This window comes from Cohnella yongneupensis (assembly GCF_042655785.1).
Lineage (GTDB): Bacteria > Bacillota > Bacilli > Paenibacillales > Paenibacillaceae > Cohnella > Cohnella yongneupensis.
The window spans coordinates 75,014-91,602 of the sequence record NZ_JBHSNC010000031.1 but is presented as its reverse complement, the minus strand read 5'-3'; the positions used below and the strand labels follow the sequence as shown (position 1 = coordinate 91,602).

At 53.2% G+C, this 16,589-nt stretch carries 17 protein-coding genes; 1 reads left to right on the top strand and 16 read right to left on the bottom strand.

The window, feature by feature from the left end; translation table 11 throughout:
* Window positions 1-67: 67 nt before the first annotated feature.
* From racE to ACFPQ4_RS10570, 7 genes are all read right to left on the bottom strand, one after another.
* On the bottom strand, window positions 68-880 hold the full coding sequence (gene racE, locus ACFPQ4_RS10600) for a glutamate racemase (RefSeq protein ID WP_378111817.1): 813 nt from the start codon (window positions 878-880) through the stop codon (window positions 68-70).
* 167 nt (window positions 881-1,047) lie between these two features.
* A complete protein-coding gene (locus ACFPQ4_RS10595; protein WP_378111816.1) occupies window positions 1,048-1,341 on the bottom strand; it encodes a YtxH domain-containing protein in 294 nt (97 codons plus the stop codon).
* Window positions 1,342-1,354: 13 nt separating this feature from the next.
* Window positions 1,355-1,843 carry a DUF948 domain-containing protein gene (locus ACFPQ4_RS10590; protein WP_378111815.1) on the bottom strand — a complete coding sequence of 163 codons (489 nt, stop codon included), beginning with the start codon at window positions 1,841-1,843 and terminating at the stop codon, window positions 1,355-1,357.
* Window positions 1,844-2,339: 496 nt separating this feature from the next.
* Complete coding sequence (locus tag ACFPQ4_RS10585) at window positions 2,340-2,981, bottom strand: helix-turn-helix transcriptional regulator (protein WP_378111814.1); 642 nt, start codon at window positions 2,979-2,981, stop codon at window positions 2,340-2,342.
* 121 nt (window positions 2,982-3,102) lie between these two features.
* On the bottom strand, window positions 3,103-3,528 hold the full coding sequence (locus ACFPQ4_RS10580; RefSeq protein WP_378111813.1) for a DUF86 domain-containing protein: 426 nt from the start codon (window positions 3,526-3,528) through the stop codon (window positions 3,103-3,105).
* A gap of 17 nt (window positions 3,529-3,545) precedes the next feature.
* Complete coding sequence (locus ACFPQ4_RS10575; RefSeq protein WP_378111811.1) at window positions 3,546-3,671, bottom strand: hypothetical protein; 126 nt, start codon at window positions 3,669-3,671, stop codon at window positions 3,546-3,548.
* A gap of 13 nt (window positions 3,672-3,684) precedes the next feature.
* On the bottom strand, window positions 3,685-3,972 hold the full coding sequence (locus tag ACFPQ4_RS10570) for a Dabb family protein (protein ID WP_378111810.1): 288 nt from the start codon (window positions 3,970-3,972) through the stop codon (window positions 3,685-3,687).
* Between the two features lie 111 nt (window positions 3,973-4,083).
* Between ACFPQ4_RS10570 and ACFPQ4_RS10565 the strand changes: the two genes are divergently transcribed.
* On the top strand, window positions 4,084-4,335 hold the full coding sequence (locus ACFPQ4_RS10565; protein WP_378111808.1) for a hypothetical protein: 252 nt from the start codon (window positions 4,084-4,086) through the stop codon (window positions 4,333-4,335).
* Window positions 4,336-4,407: 72 nt separating this feature from the next.
* Here ACFPQ4_RS10565 and ACFPQ4_RS10560 read toward each other — a convergent pair whose 3' ends face one another.
* The 9 genes from ACFPQ4_RS10560 to ACFPQ4_RS10520 form a co-directional block, all read right to left on the bottom strand.
* Complete coding sequence (locus tag ACFPQ4_RS10560) at window positions 4,408-4,782, bottom strand: cupredoxin domain-containing protein (RefSeq protein WP_378111807.1); 375 nt, start codon at window positions 4,780-4,782, stop codon at window positions 4,408-4,410.
* A gap of 132 nt (window positions 4,783-4,914) precedes the next feature.
* Entirely contained in the window at window positions 4,915-6,339 is a 1,425-nt protein-coding gene (locus ACFPQ4_RS10555; RefSeq protein ID WP_378111806.1) for an NAD-dependent malic enzyme, read from the bottom strand.
* 100 nt (window positions 6,340-6,439) lie between these two features.
* Window positions 6,440-6,823 carry a phage holin family protein gene (locus ACFPQ4_RS10550; RefSeq protein WP_378111855.1) on the bottom strand — a complete coding sequence of 128 codons (384 nt, stop codon included), beginning with the start codon at window positions 6,821-6,823 and terminating at the stop codon, window positions 6,440-6,442.
* 183 nt (window positions 6,824-7,006) lie between these two features.
* Window positions 7,007-9,757 (bottom strand): discoidin domain-containing protein, encoded by a 2,751-nt coding sequence (locus tag ACFPQ4_RS10545; RefSeq protein WP_378111805.1) that lies wholly within the window; start codon window positions 9,755-9,757, stop codon window positions 7,007-7,009.
* 121 nt (window positions 9,758-9,878) lie between these two features.
* Window positions 9,879-11,330: an extracellular solute-binding protein gene (locus ACFPQ4_RS10540; protein ID WP_378111803.1), complete on the bottom strand. Its 1,452-nt coding sequence runs from the start codon at window positions 11,328-11,330 to the stop codon at window positions 9,879-9,881.
* Between the two features lie 145 nt (window positions 11,331-11,475).
* Window positions 11,476-12,354 (bottom strand): carbohydrate ABC transporter permease, encoded by an 879-nt coding sequence (locus tag ACFPQ4_RS10535; protein ID WP_378111802.1) that lies wholly within the window; start codon window positions 12,352-12,354, stop codon window positions 11,476-11,478.
* Window positions 12,354-13,271, bottom strand: coding sequence for a carbohydrate ABC transporter permease (locus ACFPQ4_RS10530; protein ID WP_378111801.1), 918 nt, complete (start codon window positions 13,269-13,271; stop codon window positions 12,354-12,356). The genes ACFPQ4_RS10535 and ACFPQ4_RS10530 overlap by 1 nt, the downstream gene beginning before the upstream one ends.
* Window positions 13,272-13,364: 93 nt before the next feature.
* Window positions 13,365-14,693 (bottom strand): response regulator, encoded by a 1,329-nt coding sequence (locus ACFPQ4_RS10525; protein WP_378111800.1) that lies wholly within the window; start codon window positions 14,691-14,693, stop codon window positions 13,365-13,367.
* 25 nt (window positions 14,694-14,718) lie between these two features.
* Window positions 14,719-16,533: a cache domain-containing sensor histidine kinase gene (locus tag ACFPQ4_RS10520; RefSeq protein WP_378111799.1), complete on the bottom strand. Its 1,815-nt coding sequence runs from the start codon at window positions 16,531-16,533 to the stop codon at window positions 14,719-14,721.
* Window positions 16,534-16,589: the final 56 nt, after the last annotated feature.

Genomic DNA, 16,589 nt, shown 5'->3' with positions numbered 1-16,589 from the left:
CCGCAAATAGGAAAAACCATGAATGCCGCAATACGCGGCGATCCATGGTCAAGCGCGTGCCTAACGTTCAAATTTGAATATGGGGGACTTGCCACACGACAGGCGTCAAACGAATCGAATCGCCAAGCCAATCCCGGGCGATATACTGGAACTTCTCCGGATCGCCGCTGCAAAAAAAATGATGCACCGGAGTCGCACATGCATCTGCCAGCTCGTTGCGCGCTCTCAATATGCTTACGATCTCCCTAGCTGTCTCTTCCGCCGAATGAACGAGGGCGACCTCGTTACCCATCGCTTCCGAGATCGGAGCCGCCAAGAACGGATAATGCGTGCAACCGAGAATAAGACAATCGATATCGCTGCTTCGCATCGGCTGCAGTGCCTCCGCAACGGCTCGGTACGCTTCGCGGGAACGGAATATTCCGTTTTCCACTAGCGGAACGAAGGAAGGACATGCCAAGCTGACGACTTGGGCGCGAGGAGAAAGTTGCTTGAGCGCTAGCTCGTAAGCGCCGCTCTTGATCGTGCCCTCCGTGCCAATGACGCCGATTCGATCGACGTTCGTAAGATTGATCGCCGCGCGGGCGCCTGGTTCGATAACGCCGACGACGGGCAAGCTGACGCGGCATCGGATATCCTCGAGCGCAACCGCCGTCGCCGTATTGCACGCTATGACGATCATTTTCGGATCGAATTGGACGAGATAATCTACGATCTCGCGGGTGAACGCGATCACTTCTTCTGCCAGCCTAGGCCCGTATGGCGTACGCGCTGTGTCGCCAAAGTAACAGATTTTTTCCCGGGGGAGCTGTCTCATCAGTTCCTTGACAACGGTCAATCCACCTACGCCGGAGTCTAGAACCGCAATCGCTCGCTGCACGAGAACACCGCTTTCTTCTTCGATGATGAGGTCAATTCAAGATACTCTATGACCGACTTCTGCAAAAGGTACCTCCGGTTCGGCACATCGGGACAAGATGGGGCGCATAGCCAAAGAACCGCCAAGCGGGAGCAGGCGGTTCTTGCTATCGTGACCTCATGTAAAAGTTACTGCTTAACAGAATCCTCTGTTTCGTATACCGGCTCGACTTCAGCTTCTAAGGCAGCCTCGCCGTTCAATTTACGGCGGGAAACGAGGCTAGTCGCGCGTTTAGCGAAAGTTTGCACCGCGGAACCGGCTTGGCGGCTAAGATCGGCCGTTTTGCCTCCTACTTTAACGGCAGTATCGCTAATGTCCTTGCGCAGCTCGCGACCGGATTTCGGCGCCAGCAACAGCGCGGATACGGCTCCCGTAATCGCTCCAGTCAACGCACCCCAGAAAAACGCTTTTTTGTTAGACATCTCATTCACTCTCCTATGCTTGATCCGCACTCGTTCCCGGGTACCGCGAGCCTTCCGCGTCGTCGGCTTCGCAAGACCGGTTTCTCCAAGCTCTCCAGATCTGCTTGAGAACGCTTTGCCAATCCGCCCGAGCGTCCTGCGCGCCGTCGTCATCCGCCGCGGGCTCATTCGCCCTCCGGAAGATCAATCGGTCTCTCCAGAACGCCGATACTTGCGATGCGGCTTCCCCTGCCGCTTGCGCGGCATCGCCTAGCGCTCGCGCCCCCTCCGCGAACGCAGCGATGCTTTCGAACGCTTGCCGGCTACTGCGGGTTATCGCCGTCGCTTCCTCTGCGAGCAGCCTCGCCTGCCTGAGCGAGATTTCCGTCTCGCTGCCGACTCGCGCCAGCGTGCGTTCGGCTCTTCCGAGCGTCCGAACGACTCGGATGACACCGAATATGGCGGCGACCGCGATGGCTAATACGGACAACGCGATTGCATAAGCGGTAATCTCCCATGCCATGCGAATCCCTCCTCGATTCGGCCTGCTCGCGGCCGGCTTGCGGTACCCGGGCGAATGCCCATGCGGTTAAGATAGTATAAGAAGCATGGGCTTGGCTTGACACTGCGGACAGGAAGAAAATCGAAACCTCCGGTTGCGGCGGATTCGCGCGATGAGGCGCTGTACCCTCGCGGGGCAACGCTACAGCTGCGGATTCGCGCGATGAGGCGCTGTTACCTCGCGGGGCAACGCTACAGCCGCGGATTCGCGCGATGAGGCGCTGTTACCTCGCAGGACAACGCTACAGCGGCGGATTCGCGCGAAGAGGCGCTGTTACCTCGCGGGGCAACGCTACAGCCGCGGATTCGCGCGATTAGGCGCTGTTACCTCACAGGACAACGCTACAGCCGCGGATTCGCGTGATTAGGCGCTGTAACCTCGCAGGGCAACGCTACAGCGGCGGATTAGCGTGAACGCAAAAAAACCGCCAGCGACAAGTCGCGGGCGGTTCCATTACCTATAATCGAGGCTTGATCGCGTACGTGCAGCGACCGCCGCCATCGGCCAAACATTCGGTTCGCTCTACGTCGGCCTCGAGCAACTGCGCGAATAACTGTTGCTCGCAATGACACGCTTGACGAAATTGGTTCGCGATATGCGCGATCGGACAATTGTACTCGTGAAGCGCGAATCCGCCGTTCTCTTCCGCCCGTTCCCACGTCGCCATGTAGCCTCCGCCGTTCTGGATGAGCGCCAGCTCGCGCACCCGATCCTCCAGCGGTCTATGCCGCATCCGCTCCTCGTACCGTTGCGCCAGCTTATCTCGCCTGCCCTGAAACATCCGGTCGATAACCGCCGTCCCTTCCGCTTGCTCCTCTAACTCGGCAAGCAGATCGAGCGTTAGCTGCGAGTAGTTTTTCGGAAAATAATCGTCCGCTTGCGCCGTTAACGCATAGCGATAGAGCGGTCTCCCCATCGCTTGGCGAACGGTTGTAACGCCGACGATCCCATCCTTCTCCATCGCATGCAGATGACGTCTTACCGCCATCTCCGTAATCGACAGCGCGATGGACAACTCGCTGACGGTGCACTTGCCTCCCGTTTTCAGCAGATGGAGCAATCGGCGTCTCGTCGAGCTTTCTTCCTTGGGCTGCACCATGCCATTCCACCTCGTCCATCGCGCCATCCTCGTACAGTCGGCCATCGGCGCGGTTCGTATGGCTTAATTGTAACGGAATCGGCATCGGACGTAAATCGCCACGTATTGGCATCAGCCTAGCTTACCCGCGAAGCTCCTTCTCCAAATAAGCCTCGACTTGCTCGGCGAAATCGCGAAGCAATGCAGGAAGCTCCGGCGTCAAAGGATGGAGCTCGCGACGCGGCCATTGCACGAAGTCCTGCACGAGCGCCTTGCGAAGCAATACAAGCTCCCGCAATCGCGCGGCGATCCGTTGTTCGATGACGTTCTCTTCCGCGATTATATCGACGATATCCTCGTAGCTGCTGGCATCGCGCATGATGAAACCGTCGATTAGCGCATGTCCGATATCCGTCACGATTTCCGCGCCCAGATGAAGAGCGCGCTCTTGCACGAATCCTTCGGTCAACTTACCGCTCCACGACCGGATAGTCTCGTTCAATACGTCGGCAATCTCCGGAATGCAAGCGAGACGTTCTTGAATCAATGTTTCGTTCACGTTGTACATGGGCGAACAAGCCCCTTTCATTTCCGCTTGCGCTTTGCGCGGCGTTTCAACCAAATAACCATAACGACGGAACTGATAATGATGACGAGCAAGTACGTCATCATCTCGAATACGTCGCCCATATTTTGCGGATCCTTCTCCACGTCTTTCTTCCTCTCAGCTCTCGTAGTCGACGCTGACCGACGATTCGCGGACGGACAGCATGTGCTCGATGACGAGCTTGTGTACAGGGTGAACTTGATAGGCCTGTAGCGCGTCCATCGAGTCGAACTTCGTATAGAGCGCGATATCGTACGACCGCTCGGAATGAAGCACGTCCGTCCCGACTTCGAGATGGCGGAGGACGTCGATTTTGCCTTCCATGTCGCGAAGCACGGCCGCCGTGCGGGCAATGCTCTCCGGGCTGCGATCCTTAAGCTTGAACAGAACGATGTGCGTAATCATAATAACGGTTCATCCTCTCGGTTATCGGATTGCCTTGCCGCGCCGCCGCGCGCATGAGATCGAGGAACGCCGCGCATACTACGGGCACTATGAGGCGGAAGGGAGTAAAGCATGCGTTATCCCATTACCTTGGCGTGTACGTTAATCGGCGTTGCGCTATGCCTGTTCAACGTCAGCGGCTACGATCCTCACAACTTGTTCCTCTTCATGTTCAGCGTCCCGGCTTGGCTAGTGGAGCTGTTCGTGGACATCCATCAAGTCAACGTATGGTTTATGTACTTACTTACCGTGCTTAGCTGGATGCTGATCGGCTATCTAGGCGATCTAGGCGTCGCCCGCATTCGTACGTGGCGCCATCTTTAATCGACACTCTATACGCAACATCGTCCACATGGTAAAAAAGGAGCCGATCGGCTCCTTTGTTGTTTATATCTCTTACTCGACGATAATCTTCGAAACCATCGTGCCGTGACCTTGACCGCACATGATTTCGCAATGGATCTCGTATTCCCCAGGCGTATCGAACGTGATGTCTGCCTCCGGGTTGTCTTTGGAGAAGTCGACATTGTTGATTTTCACGCCGTGGTTGCCGAGCTTGTTCGAGAATTTGACCTTATAGAGCGTTCCCGCTTTAACGTGATATTCCGCCTTGTCGAACTGGAAGTTGCTCGCGGTAATCTTAAGAAGCTCTTGTCCTTCCGCAAGACCGGCCGTCTCGCTCTTCGGCTTCTCCGGCATTCCGGTCGCCATCAAGTATACGCCCATTGCGCATGCGATCACAACTAACGTGGACATCAGCCATTTGTGCATTGTATGCTCCCCTGCTTCCTACAATTGTCTACCTCATATAATACCTAAAATCCGCATTTGAACTCAAGTGCTTCTAAAGCGGTTACGGACAACTTTATTAAACTTATGACAAAATGATGAACTCTTGCGCGTTCAATCGCGGAACCTGAAATCCCCCGGCACTTTGCGCGCGGTTCCGGTGCGGATCGCCTCCTGGATAACCGCTTTGCGCACGGCCGGAACGACCTTGTCATTGAATACGCTCGGAATAATATAGAACTCGTTCAGCTCCTGCTCCGACACGATGGACGCGATCGCCCGCGCAGCCGCCAGCTTCATGTCTTCGTTGATCGTATGGGCTCTCGCATCGAGCGCACCGCGGAAAATACCGGGGAACACAAGCACGTTGTTAAGTTGATTCGGATAGTCGGATCGGCCGGTCGCAAAGACGCGAACGTGTGGCATGGCGTCTTCCGGCGAAATTTCCGGCTCGGGATTCGCCATGGCGAATACGATCGGATCGGCATTCATCTGCATAATGTCGTCTACGGACAGCACTTTAGGCCTGGAAAGCCCGATGAAAACGTCCGCTCCCTTGATGACGTCCGACAGTCTGCCGGTTTCGTTATTCGGATTCGTACGCTTCGCGTATTCGTTCCACACTTCGTTCGCATAGTTTTCGCCGCGGTGGATGGCACCATCCTTATCGACGCCGATTAAATTCGTCACCCCTGCGTTTAGCAGCATGCGAGAGCAAGCAATACCCGCGGCGCCGATGCCGCAGACAACGACTTTAATCCGGTCGATCGGCTTATCTACGATTTTGAGCGCGTTGAACAAGCCGGCCAGCAGCACGACGGCCGTCCCGTGCTGGTCGTCATGAAACACGGGGATGTCGAGCATTTCCTTCAAGCGGTTCTCGATCTCGAAGCAACGGGGCGAGGAAATGTCCTCCAAATTAATGCCGCCGAACGTTGGCGCGAGCGCCTTGACGATCGCGATGATTTCCTCCGTATCCTTCGTGTCGAGACAGATCGGAAAGGCGTCCACGCCCGCCAATTCCTTGAACAGCATTGCCTTTCCTTCCATAACCGGCATCGCGGCGTGCGGACCGATATCGCCTAGTCCCAACACCGCAGTGCCGTCCGAGACGACGGCTACCGTGTTCCGCCGAATCGTGAGCGAGAACGCCTTGGAGACGTCGTCGCGGATTGCGAGGCATACGTTCGCTACGCCCGGCGTATAGACGCGCGACAGATCGTCCCGGTTTTTGATCGGAACTTTGGAGTGGACTTGGATTTTGCCCCCGAGATGGAGCAGAAACGTACGGTCCGATACGTTGATGAGCGTAATGCCCTTCAACTTGCTAACCGCTTCAGCCAACCGTTCCACGATCGAGGGCTCTTGCACGCTTACCGTTAAATCCCGCGTTTCGAGCCGTTTGCCTGGCCCGATGACGTCGATCGCCACGATGTCCCCGCCGTGGCTTCCGATGACCGACACGAGCTCCCCGAACGTTACCGCTTGCTTGTCCATTTCTACGCGTATAATGACGCTTGTACCGCCTTCTAGGCGCATGCCTAACCCTCCACCTTTCCTTGCTATGTATCAGCTTATCCATTGCGCAAGCATCACAACCCCGACCGAGTAGCCCAATCGGGGGTGCTGCTTGCCGTCGTTATTTTTGGTCGGATGAATTGGTGTCGTCGTTCTTCGTGCTCGCTGTTCGATTCCGCAACGCTTTAACGATATCGAGCAACTGCGGCGGCAGGGGAAGCCCCATGCGACCGAAATTCTCGATAACCGATAACAGCTCGTTCACGATATAAAAAGCGATAGCCCCGCCCATCGCGATATCGTATCCCAAGAGCAGATCGATCCGGTGGGAGAGTATAATTACGAGCAGCATGAATCCTTTTTTCAGCAGCCCCCAGAAGCCGACTCTGCTGTCTAGTCCGCTCCCGTCGCGAACCGCCGCGGTTATGCCGGTAATATAGTCTATTGCCATAACGACCAATAAGAACGTCAACGGCTCCGACCACGTCCCGAACGCAAACGAGATTATCGAACCTATCGCAATACTAATAGAAGCTAAATAGAAGTTTATCGCGTCCCACCTCCTTTCTCCCTATATCCTATGTAAGGAGGACAAGTCGTGACTGTGCTAGATTCGCCTTATAGTCAACAAGAAAGGCCCCTGCCGATTGGCAAGGACCTTCTCTAAACGACTGTAACGGAAATTCCGCTATTCGTACACCTCTAACTCGGATACTTGAGCGGCAGGCCAAGCCGTATTCGACTTGATCGTGACGCGCACGTAGCGTTCGTTCGCGGCCGTGCCGAGCGGTATTTCGACTACGTTGTCTTTCTTAGGATCGAACGTATAAGCTTTCGACGGAAGCAAAGTCGTGAAATTGTTCCCGTCCGCGCTGCCGAGTACCTCGATCTCCTGATCGCGCGCTTCCCATGCGTCTTGAGGAGGGAGTCGCAGCTTAAGCTTCGTAATCTTCTTATCTTCCCCAAGATCCAGCGTGAGCGATTGCGGGAACTTCTTCGCCGTGCTTTCCCAATACGTGAACGGATCTCCGTCGACCGTAAGCTTGGAATCGAACGCTTCGGCGGTCAAGGAAGTAGCCGTCGTCGTGGCGCCGACCGCGATGTTCACCTCGAGCTTCACTTTCTGGAACGTTTCCGTCACTGCGCTTGCAGCTGTGGCGCTAGTTAACTCTACGTAGGCGACCTTCTGGTCTTTGATCGTCGCGACGTAATCGAAGACGGCGTAATCACCTTCTTCTTTCACCGCGAGATCGGCGATCTTCGTTCCGTTCGCCAAGTAAGCCGATGCGGCAACGTGCGGCCACTTGTCTCCCTTCTTGATCTTAAGCGTAGTATCGGAGCCTATCGGTTGATAGACGCGAATGGAACCTTCGCCGCGAACCTCTACCAGATCGTGATCGCCTTTATCCAGATCAAAACCATTATAGCGCGTGTAGTTGCCCGCTCTAACGGTGCCGTCCGTCGACAAGATATCGAAGCCGCCAGGGGACAGCGTCACGTCTTGATCAAGCACGTAAGCTTGCTTCGTATCCCAGTTAGCCGTTACTTTGCGCGTACCGAAATCCGTTCTCGTCACGGTAGGCGTAACTTGCTCGAACCCTTGCACGAGCGCGTCGGCATAACCGGATAGCACGTATTTCTGGAAGACGCCGATCGCGTCTACCCATGGGCTGCTCACGCCGTTGTAGAAATCGGCGCTAAGGTTATAGCCCATAGCCACGTTCCAACGAAGCATATCCTGATCGTCGGTCATCGTCTCTCCGGCTAAGTTGTGCTGATAGAACATGACTTTATCCCGCATGAGCATGCCCGACAGCGGATAATATTCGGTGTAGGAAGCGGTGTTCTTCCGGTACCCGAGCAAATCCCACAAATACGTCGCGCCCATGAAGCCGACCGAATCGTCCGCCAGCACGTCGGTTCCGTCTTCCATGTACATATGGATATTCAAGCCGTTGAAGTAATCGCGTACGCCTTGGAAGTAGGCCGTGGACGGGTCGGTTCCCACAGGCTTGTTCGCGTTGTACACGTACGGCGAGTTCCTAATGCCCCACTGGTCTTCGAACACGCCGTCGAAGCCTGCTACGTCGATCAGCTTCGCATGCTCCTCCGTCGTCCGCTTCACGAAGAACGGATCACCCGGATTGACGACATACCCTTCGTGCATGCCGTACGATTCGGATTGAATCGTATTGTTCTCCTTCTGCACGACAAGACTGTCTAGCGTCGTGCCCGACGGTAAGTTCGCGAGCGTCGGAGAGCTTTTGCCCCACCATGACATGTTCGTGTACGGGACGATCTTATTGCCTTTGTCCTTAGCGTGCTTGACGAACTGCTGGAACGTCGCGTCCGTCCCCCACTTCGGATCCGGAGGGATGAAGTCCGGGTAGTTCTCGTCATGGCCGCCGGTCTGGAAGCCGACGAGGTGGATAATGCCGTTGTAATTCATTTTGTCGATGAAATTAGATGTCAAGTTGCTCCAATTGGCATCCTTGATCGCCGAGATATCCGTCTTGTAAAGCGGCAATTGATAATAAGCTTCGGCGTCTTTGCCGAGCTTGTCGTCCAGGGAACGATACTTGTCGATGCCGTTAAGGTGACGGTAGCTTACCATCGAATTCGAGTAATCTCCGCCTACCTCGAGAACGACGGTCGGGCTCTTCCATTCCTTTTTCGGATCGATCCAAGTGCGATAGTTGTGCACGAACGACGTTTTGCCGGGAGCGTTAATCTGGTTTTTGTAACCGATCTCGGTCATAACCGTCGTTTCGCCGCCTACATCGTAAATGGCTAAGTTGCCGGTATTGGTGCGCATCGCCAAATATGAAGCGAACATGACGCCCGGATATTGGTCGGAGAACGAGTTGCTTTCTTTGAAGAACGTGTCTTTCAGCTTAGCGCCCGGCAACATCGGGAGAATCGCGTCCTTCACGCCTGAACCTTCGATTTTGAGCTCGTACGGGAACCGGAAAGACTTGATCGTCTGCTCCGAGCCGTTAACGAGCGCCGCCGACATATAAATGCGATGATCGTCGCCGAATGTAGTCGTAATGTCGACTTTAACCAATCCGCCGTAATGGAACGTCAGCTCGCTCTTCTTTTTGTTCCATTCATAAGTGAAATCGGTCGTCTTTGCGCTATTGACCGAAGTATCGTCTTTCATGATCGCCCACCAGAGCGCGCCTTCGCGGTTGCCTAGCGTCAGGTCTCCCGTCGACTTCTTGTCCTTTAAGTAAGAAACGCCGCCGTGACTTGCATCGAATGCGATCTCGTAATCGGCATTGCTAAGGACAAGCAATCCCTCTTGCTTTGTCAACTTTGCGCTGGCTTTCCCACCGCCGAATAGATCAGCGAATAGAAGCAACACGCCGACGGTCACGACGATCACCACGCTAGCGCTAATCCATAACCATTTGTTATGCAGCATACGCTTGTACACATGCTCACCGCCTTTACATTATGCTTACTTAGCTGCGAAGCCCTTGTAAGACGAGGAAGAGGGTTGCCCCCTGTAGATGTCAGCATCTACGAGTGGGCAACCCTCCCTCATCCGTTCTCTATTAAAGCTTGATCGAATCGTAGAATTTCGATTGAACCGTGGCAGCTGCAGCATCCAGCTGGGCTTTCAGGTCTACGCCTTTTTTGGAGAATACTTCTTGGATGACGTTCGTCATAGCAGCGTAGTAGTCTTGCGTGTTGTACTGCGCTTCAGGTCTTGCGTCAAGCATATCGAGAACTTCTTGTTTGTACTGGTATACGTTGTCGTATTTGTCGTATACGGCTTTAACTTTTTGGCCGTATTCGGAAGCCATATCGAAGTATTCGATGACTGGCGGGATGTAGAATTTGTTCTCGCCTTTACGAGCCTGGATGTTCGCGTCAAGCGATGCAAGGCCTTTGTCGGAGAAGTAGTCGAATACTGCGTATTGGAACGCGATTTGTTGCTCGTCTTTCGAAGCGTTCGGGTTGATGACGAGGAAGTCGCCGCCGAGAACGCCCGTATGTTTGCCGCCGGCTTGCGCTGCAGGCATCGGGTACACTTCGAGGTCGCCAGGTTGCATGCCGCCTTGGTTCAAGCCTTGGTCAACCGGGCCGTCAGGACCAGCGATAACCATTGCCGTTCTGCCTTGAGCGAATGCGCCTACAGCATCGCCCCAGCCTAGAGCGAAGTCTTGCGGGATCGCGTTAGCTTCCCATTTCAGCTTGTTGTAGAAGTCGAGCGCTTTGAGACCGGCTTCGGAGTTGAACGCTGCCGTTACTTTGCCGTCGACCGTTTGGATTTCGCCGCCTGCTTCGAACAGGAAGTTGGTCCAGTTCCAGCCTGCTTCGTTGCCTTTACCCATCGGAGCGATACCGGAAATACCGGCGCCTGCATCCGTAGCTGCTTTAGCGGTGTTCAGCATGTCGTCCCAAGTCCAGTCGAACGAAGGAGGCGTAATGCCTTTGTCTTTCAACATTTTCGTGTTAACGACCGTGCCTACTACATAACCGCGTTGCGGGATACCGAACACTTTGTCGTTGAGGATGAATTGGCTCGCAAGAAGTTTGTTGAATTGATCCTTCTTGTCGTAGGCGTTCCACAGATCCGTGATGTCGGCAGCCCAACCTTTTTCAGCTAGGAACTTGCCTTCCGTCGCGTAAGTGTTGAACAGCGTCGGCGCTTCGTTCGCACCCATCTTGATACCGATTTCTTGCGGGTTGTATTGCCAGTCGCTCTTAACGATTTCAACGTTAGGGTACACTTGGTTGAAGCGAGCGATCTTGTCGTCTTCGAGCTTACGATCTTCTACGCGGTCCGGCGTAGGATAGTAGATGCTGATCGTGACTTTCTTCTGCGTAATGTCTTCGGATGGAGCCGCGCTGCTCGCAGCCGGCGTGTCCGACGCGGCAGGCGTCGTTGCCGCTGGAGCATTGCTGGACGCTGCGTTGTTATTATTGTTGTTGCTTCCGCATGCAGCCAGTACCAAGCTTGAGGCCATGAGCACTGAGATGACACTCGTAATCTTACGCATTGTAAATCCCCTTTTCGTTTAAGATTTAGCTTACACGCTCATCATAATGGAGGCGCATTCATTAGGGCGATGTGTATTCCTATTTCGATTGTGTGCAGTTTTACGCTCTGTCGAATTCCATCATTAAATTACACCTGTACCTAAATTAGCCTTTAACGCCACCCAAATACAAACCTCTTAGGATGAATCTTTGGAAGAATAGGAACAAAATTACTGGCGGGAACATGACCATCGTCAAGATCGCGAACTTAATATTCAAGTCTAGTCTTCTAGCATCGATAACGAATGTCTTGATCGCCGCCGACAACGGTTTGTGATCTTGGCTGAGTATAAAGTTCGGCCAGAACCAGTCGTTCCATGCCGTAGCGAACACGAAGATCGATAGCGTGGCGAAGATCGGAATCGAGAGCGGGAACGCGATCTGGAAAAAGCTTCGCAGCTCAGATGCCCCGTCAATCCGTGCGGATTCGAACGTCTCGATGTTAATACCGTCCATGAACGTCTTGAGCAAGAGCAAGAAGAAAGCATTTGCGCCCGCAGGCAGCCAGATAGCCGCGAACGAACCCATAAGACCAAGATCCTTCAAGTTGACGAAGTTCGGGATGATGTAAGTTGTGGCCGGCACGAACAACGTCAGCAAGAAGAAGTAGTAGATAACGGATTGGAACGGGAACTTCATCCGCGATAACGCATAAGCGGCGAACCCAAGTACGATGATCGTAACGAGCATGTTGCCGCCGAAGATGAGCAACGTGTTCTTAAGGTACTTTGGCAGGTCGATATACTCCCATGCCTTCTTGTAATTCTCGAAGTGCCATCCATCCCTCGGCAGGAACGTCGGCGGGAATGTATTGACTTCCTTGTTCAGCTTCAAGCCGTTGAACAGTGATATTGCGAGCGGATAGACCATGCAGCACATCATGACGAGGATGATCAAGTTCATGAAATAATAACCTAGCTTGGTCGAAAGTTTCTTGTGATCGTATACGGATAAGATGCCGCGCTCGAATGCTTTCGCCTTCATTACTTGATCCCTCCCCTGTTGTTGATGCGATATTGGATGATGGCGAGGATGCTAAGCGCGAAGAACATGAGAACGCCCATTGCGGAAGCGACGCCGTAGTCTTGGCGAACGAACGCGTATTTGACGATCAGCAAGGCGTATGTCAACGTCGCATTGTTCGGTCCGCCGTCCAGCATCGCGTATTGCGTCTGGAAGCCTTGCGACGTTGCGATCAATTGCAGCATAAGCAGCAGCAAAATCTGATTCTTGATCGCGGGCAGCGTGATATGCCGAATGCGTTGCCAAATACCTGCGCCGTCGATCTCAGCTGCTTCGTACCAATCTCGCGGAATACTTAGCACGGCTGCCAAGTAGATCAACATCGCGGAGCCGAAGCTCTGCCAAGTTTCCATGATGACGATCGAAGCCATCGACCATGATTTGTCCGTCATGAACAAGACGTGGTCGAAGCCTAGCTTGCCGAGCGCCGCGTTGATCGGACCAACCGGATCGTACAACCATCGCCAAACGCCGTATAAGACAACGAACGGAACGACGTAAGGCAAATACGCGGCAACGCGCGCAAAGCCTTGGAATTTGCGCATCTCGGAGATCATGATGGCGAACAGGAGCGGCACCCAGAAACCGATGATAATACCGAGCCCCATATATTGTAGTGTGTTTTTCACCGAGGTCATGACGTCGGGATCTTTGAAGATCGTCCGATAATTATCGAACCCGACGTAAGAATCGCCTTTTACAAAATCGATTTTGTAAAAGCTGTCCACGACCCCTTTGCCGATAGGCAACCAAAGGAATAACGCGAACGTGATGATCGCTGGCAGCACGAAGAGATAGCCCCAGATGTGCCGTCTAAACTTCCGCTGCGGTTGCCTATGCAGTTGCAACTGGATTGGAACGGCCGTTGTTTGCTCCATTAGATGTCCCTCATTCCTTTTTCTATCTGACATAATTGTAGAAAAAGAGGCCGCTCCTGAACATGTGCAGTTCTATTCGGATGATAGGCGATCTTACTTCTTCATTTCGCTAGGGCTGATGCCGAAGTATTTCTTGAATATTTTGCTGAAATGCTCCGGCGATTCGTACCCTACCCGCTCCGCGATCTCGTACCGCCGCAAATCCGAGTTTTGAATGAGCCTCTTGCTCTCTTCCATCCGCAATTTAATTACGTATTCCCATAAATTAAAGCCCGTGTTTTTCTTGAATAGATAGCTAAGATAGTTGGGGCTGACGTGGTTTTTTTGCGCCACTTCGTTCAGTGTCAGTCCTTTTTGCGCATAGTTCTGATGAATATATTCGCTCGCGCGCTCGACGATCAAGTTGTTCTGCGCGGCCATCTCTTCATCGGTCGGTTCTTCTTCCGACAGCACGCCCCACTTGAAGTCCCCGTAATAAAACACATGATGGTCCTTATGCTCGCGATGCCATAGCATCGCCTTGTTCGCTTGCTTGCTCAGCTCGCCTAGGAAGGCATGTCCTTTAAGAATATGGCTGATGCCTACGACGCATTGGAATCCTAGGAACTTGTGGATATTGAAATGCAGGCTCCTGCCGATCATTTCGAGCTGGTTGATTTTGTCGACGCTCGAGTCGCCATACCGGGTCTCGTCCCATTGAATGACGATGCTGACTTCCTGCTCCGTGGAATAGAACGCTTGATGGTCCCATTCGCGGTCGAGCAGCTCGTTCGCGATGTTAAGCACCGCGTATTGGAGCAGTATGCCGTCCTTGTCCGTAACGTGTCGTCCTCCCGATGCGAGATCGAGGCGGATCTTAACGATGGCATAGTAAGGACCGGCGAACGAGACGTTGTGCAGCAAGGACAATTCGGACACGATGGATTCCCGATTTTCCGTATTCTCGGCCAGCAACCGATTCATTAGTTCGGTTCGTTTCTGATTCGGCACCGCCATATGGAAATGTTCCTGCAGATCGGACATCAATTGATCTTGATCGCGGACCGGCCTGTCCATATGGAGCAACACGTGTCTGACAGAGCCGAGAAATTGTTCGCTGTTGAGCGGCTTGATGAGGTAGTCTTTGGCGCCTAGACGGATGGCAAGCTGCGCATATTGGAACGTCTCGTGGGCGGAAATGATAATGACCTGCACCCAAGGCTTAATGATTTTCGCTTGCTGCATCAATTCGATTCCGCTCATCGACCCCATCTGGATGTCCGTAACGAGCAAGTCGATATTTTCCATGCGCAAATAATCCAATGCTTCGTATCCGTTGTGCGCGGTATAAATATGTTCGATATTCAATCCGGAGGCATTAAGCAAGCTGGCTAAACCTCGGCAAATGAGCGGTTCGTCGTCGACGATTAGAATGTTGTACATGTATGTTAGCCTCCTTGGACGCGATCTATTGTTTGTCTGGCTCTACTTCCGCGAATAAGGGCAAGAGCACGATAACCCGCGTACCTTCTTGTTCCCTCGGCTCGTAAGTCAAGCCGTACGGAGCCCCGAAATGAAGCCGGATGCGTTGCTGCACGTTGCGAACGCCGTAACCGGTAGTAGAGTCGGCATCGTGGAGCACCCGGTTAATCGCCTCGTAATCTACTTCCTTATAGCCGTTATCCTCTACCGTAAGCTCGATCGAATCTTCTAGCTTCTTGGCTGATACGATAATCTCTCCGTCTTCGCCCATGTTCATGACGCCGTGAATGATCGCGTTCTCGATGAGCGGCTGAAGCGTTATTTTCGGAATTTCGTACGACAATACTTCATCATCGATGTTCCACTCGACTCGGAAACCGTACTCGTAGCGTTTTTGCTGCAAACTAACATAAGCGCTCGCGTGTTCAAGCTCTTCCTTGATCGTAATCAATTCGCGCCCCCTGCTTAAGCTGATCCTCATCAGCTTGGACAGTTCCTTGATCATCTCCGCCGAGCCGGTATTTCCTTCGAGCGAGCTCTTCCAATAGATGCTCTCCAGCGTATTGTACAGAAGGTGCGGATTAATTTGCTGGTATAGCAATTGCAGCTGGGATTCTTTTTGCTTGATCTCCATCAAAAATTGGTCGTGAATCATGTCGTTAAGCCTACGGGTCATGTTATGGACGGAATAGATGAGCACGCCAACTTCGTCATTCCGCTCTCCGAGCGGCGCCTTAGGTAACGCTCGGCCCGGCTCGTAGGAACGCGCGAACGTCGCCAGCTTCTGCAGCGGATTCATGAGCGATCGCCAGAAGTACATCATGACGACGAGCGCGAACAGCGAATAGACGATGGAGATAAGCTGGATGACCCGCTTCAGTTCGTCCTGTTGCTTCAGCATCGATTTTGCGGGGATTTTATAAATTAATTTCTGTTGCAGCGCGTACTTCGAATGAATGACGTAAATATACCCGTCCGATATGATGCTCGTCGTTCTCTCGAAGCCCGGTTCCGCGCTGATCTCGTCAGGTAGCGAGATCGTTCTGCCCATCATGCCGTTCGTGGACGACAGGACCATGTTGTTCCAATCGGTCAGCATCATCTCGCCGCCTTCCGGAAGCGACACCGTGCTGAACGATTCCTCGATCTTCTTCTCCATCTTCGTGGCGACGAGTATGCCGATGACGCTGTTGCCTTGCGAGATGTTGTTGACTACCCGCATATAGGCAAGCGTCTCTTGGTCCGATTTGGGACCGAGATTATTGATATAAGTAAGCACGCCTTTGCCCTTCTGTTGAAGCGCCAGATCCATCCAAGGCTGCTTAGTGCTGTCATTATAGTAAAATACGTTCGCTTCGGACACTTGCCGATCGATGTTAGGGATTTCGGGAGAGAAGTCGATTCTTTTCTTCGGGTCATAGACGAACAATAAATAGTAGACCGCTTCGCCGCCGAAAATTCCCATCGAGTTATTGCGAAGCAGCAGCGTCATGTCCGCGTCTTTGCGAACGAGCTTGACCCGTTCCTCTTGGTCACCGACGATCATTTTTTGCGTGACCGGGTTCTGGATAATCGTGGACATGATCCGATTGATCGTATCCATGTCCCGGTTAATCAGGAAGTGGTTCTGCTTGTTCAGTTCCTCATAGGCGCTAGTGACTTGGGACGTCAAGATCCGCTCGGCATTCATGTTCGCGTACCAGTTCAAGATGAATACGGGACTGACCAAGATCAGGAACAGCAAAATGAGCTGCTGTCTGACGTTCATCTTCGTCAAGGGATTACGGATGGAAGATTTCATTAGGTGCCCCCAGTCGAATGATCTCTGATTCTAGTATCTATGGAATCGATACGATT

What these genes read in the sequence shown, in the direction of transcription:
- ACFPQ4_RS10595 (WP_378111816.1), bottom strand. Translation starts at nt 1,341, where the DNA reads ATGTCTAACAAAAAAGCGTTTTTCTGGGGTGCGTTGACTGGAGCGATT.
- ACFPQ4_RS10535 (WP_378111802.1), bottom strand. Translation starts at nt 12,354, where the DNA reads ATGAAGGCGAAAGCATTCGAGCGCGGCATCTTATCCGTATACGATCAC.
- ACFPQ4_RS10525 (WP_378111800.1), bottom strand. Translation starts at nt 14,693, where the DNA reads ATGTACAACATTCTAATCGTCGACGACGAACCGCTCATTTGCCGAGGT.
- ACFPQ4_RS10530 (WP_378111801.1), bottom strand. Translation starts at nt 13,271, where the DNA reads ATGGAGCAAACAACGGCCGTTCCAATCCAGTTGCAACTGCATAGGCAA.
- ACFPQ4_RS10565 (WP_378111808.1), top strand. Translation starts at nt 4,084, where the DNA reads ATGCGTTATCCCATTACCTTGGCGTGTACGTTAATCGGCGTTGCGCTA.
- ACFPQ4_RS10585 (WP_378111814.1), bottom strand. Translation starts at nt 2,981, where the DNA reads ATGGTGCAGCCCAAGGAAGAAAGCTCGACGAGACGCCGATTGCTCCAT.
- ACFPQ4_RS10590 (WP_378111815.1), bottom strand. Translation starts at nt 1,843, where the DNA reads ATGGCATGGGAGATTACCGCTTATGCAATCGCGTTGTCCGTATTAGCC.
- ACFPQ4_RS10570 (WP_378111810.1), bottom strand. Translation starts at nt 3,972, where the DNA reads ATGATTACGCACATCGTTCTGTTCAAGCTTAAGGATCGCAGCCCGGAG.
- ACFPQ4_RS10540 (WP_378111803.1), bottom strand. Translation starts at nt 11,330, where the DNA reads ATGCGTAAGATTACGAGTGTCATCTCAGTGCTCATGGCCTCAAGCTTG.
- ACFPQ4_RS10560 (WP_378111807.1), bottom strand. Translation starts at nt 4,782, where the DNA reads ATGCACAAATGGCTGATGTCCACGTTAGTTGTGATCGCATGCGCAATG.
- ACFPQ4_RS10520 (WP_378111799.1), bottom strand. Translation starts at nt 16,533, where the DNA reads ATGAAATCTTCCATCCGTAATCCCTTGACGAAGATGAACGTCAGACAG.
- ACFPQ4_RS10580 (WP_378111813.1), bottom strand. Translation starts at nt 3,528, where the DNA reads ATGTACAACGTGAACGAAACATTGATTCAAGAACGTCTCGCTTGCATT.
- ACFPQ4_RS10555 (WP_378111806.1), bottom strand. Translation starts at nt 6,339, where the DNA reads ATGCGCCTAGAAGGCGGTACAAGCGTCATTATACGCGTAGAAATGGAC.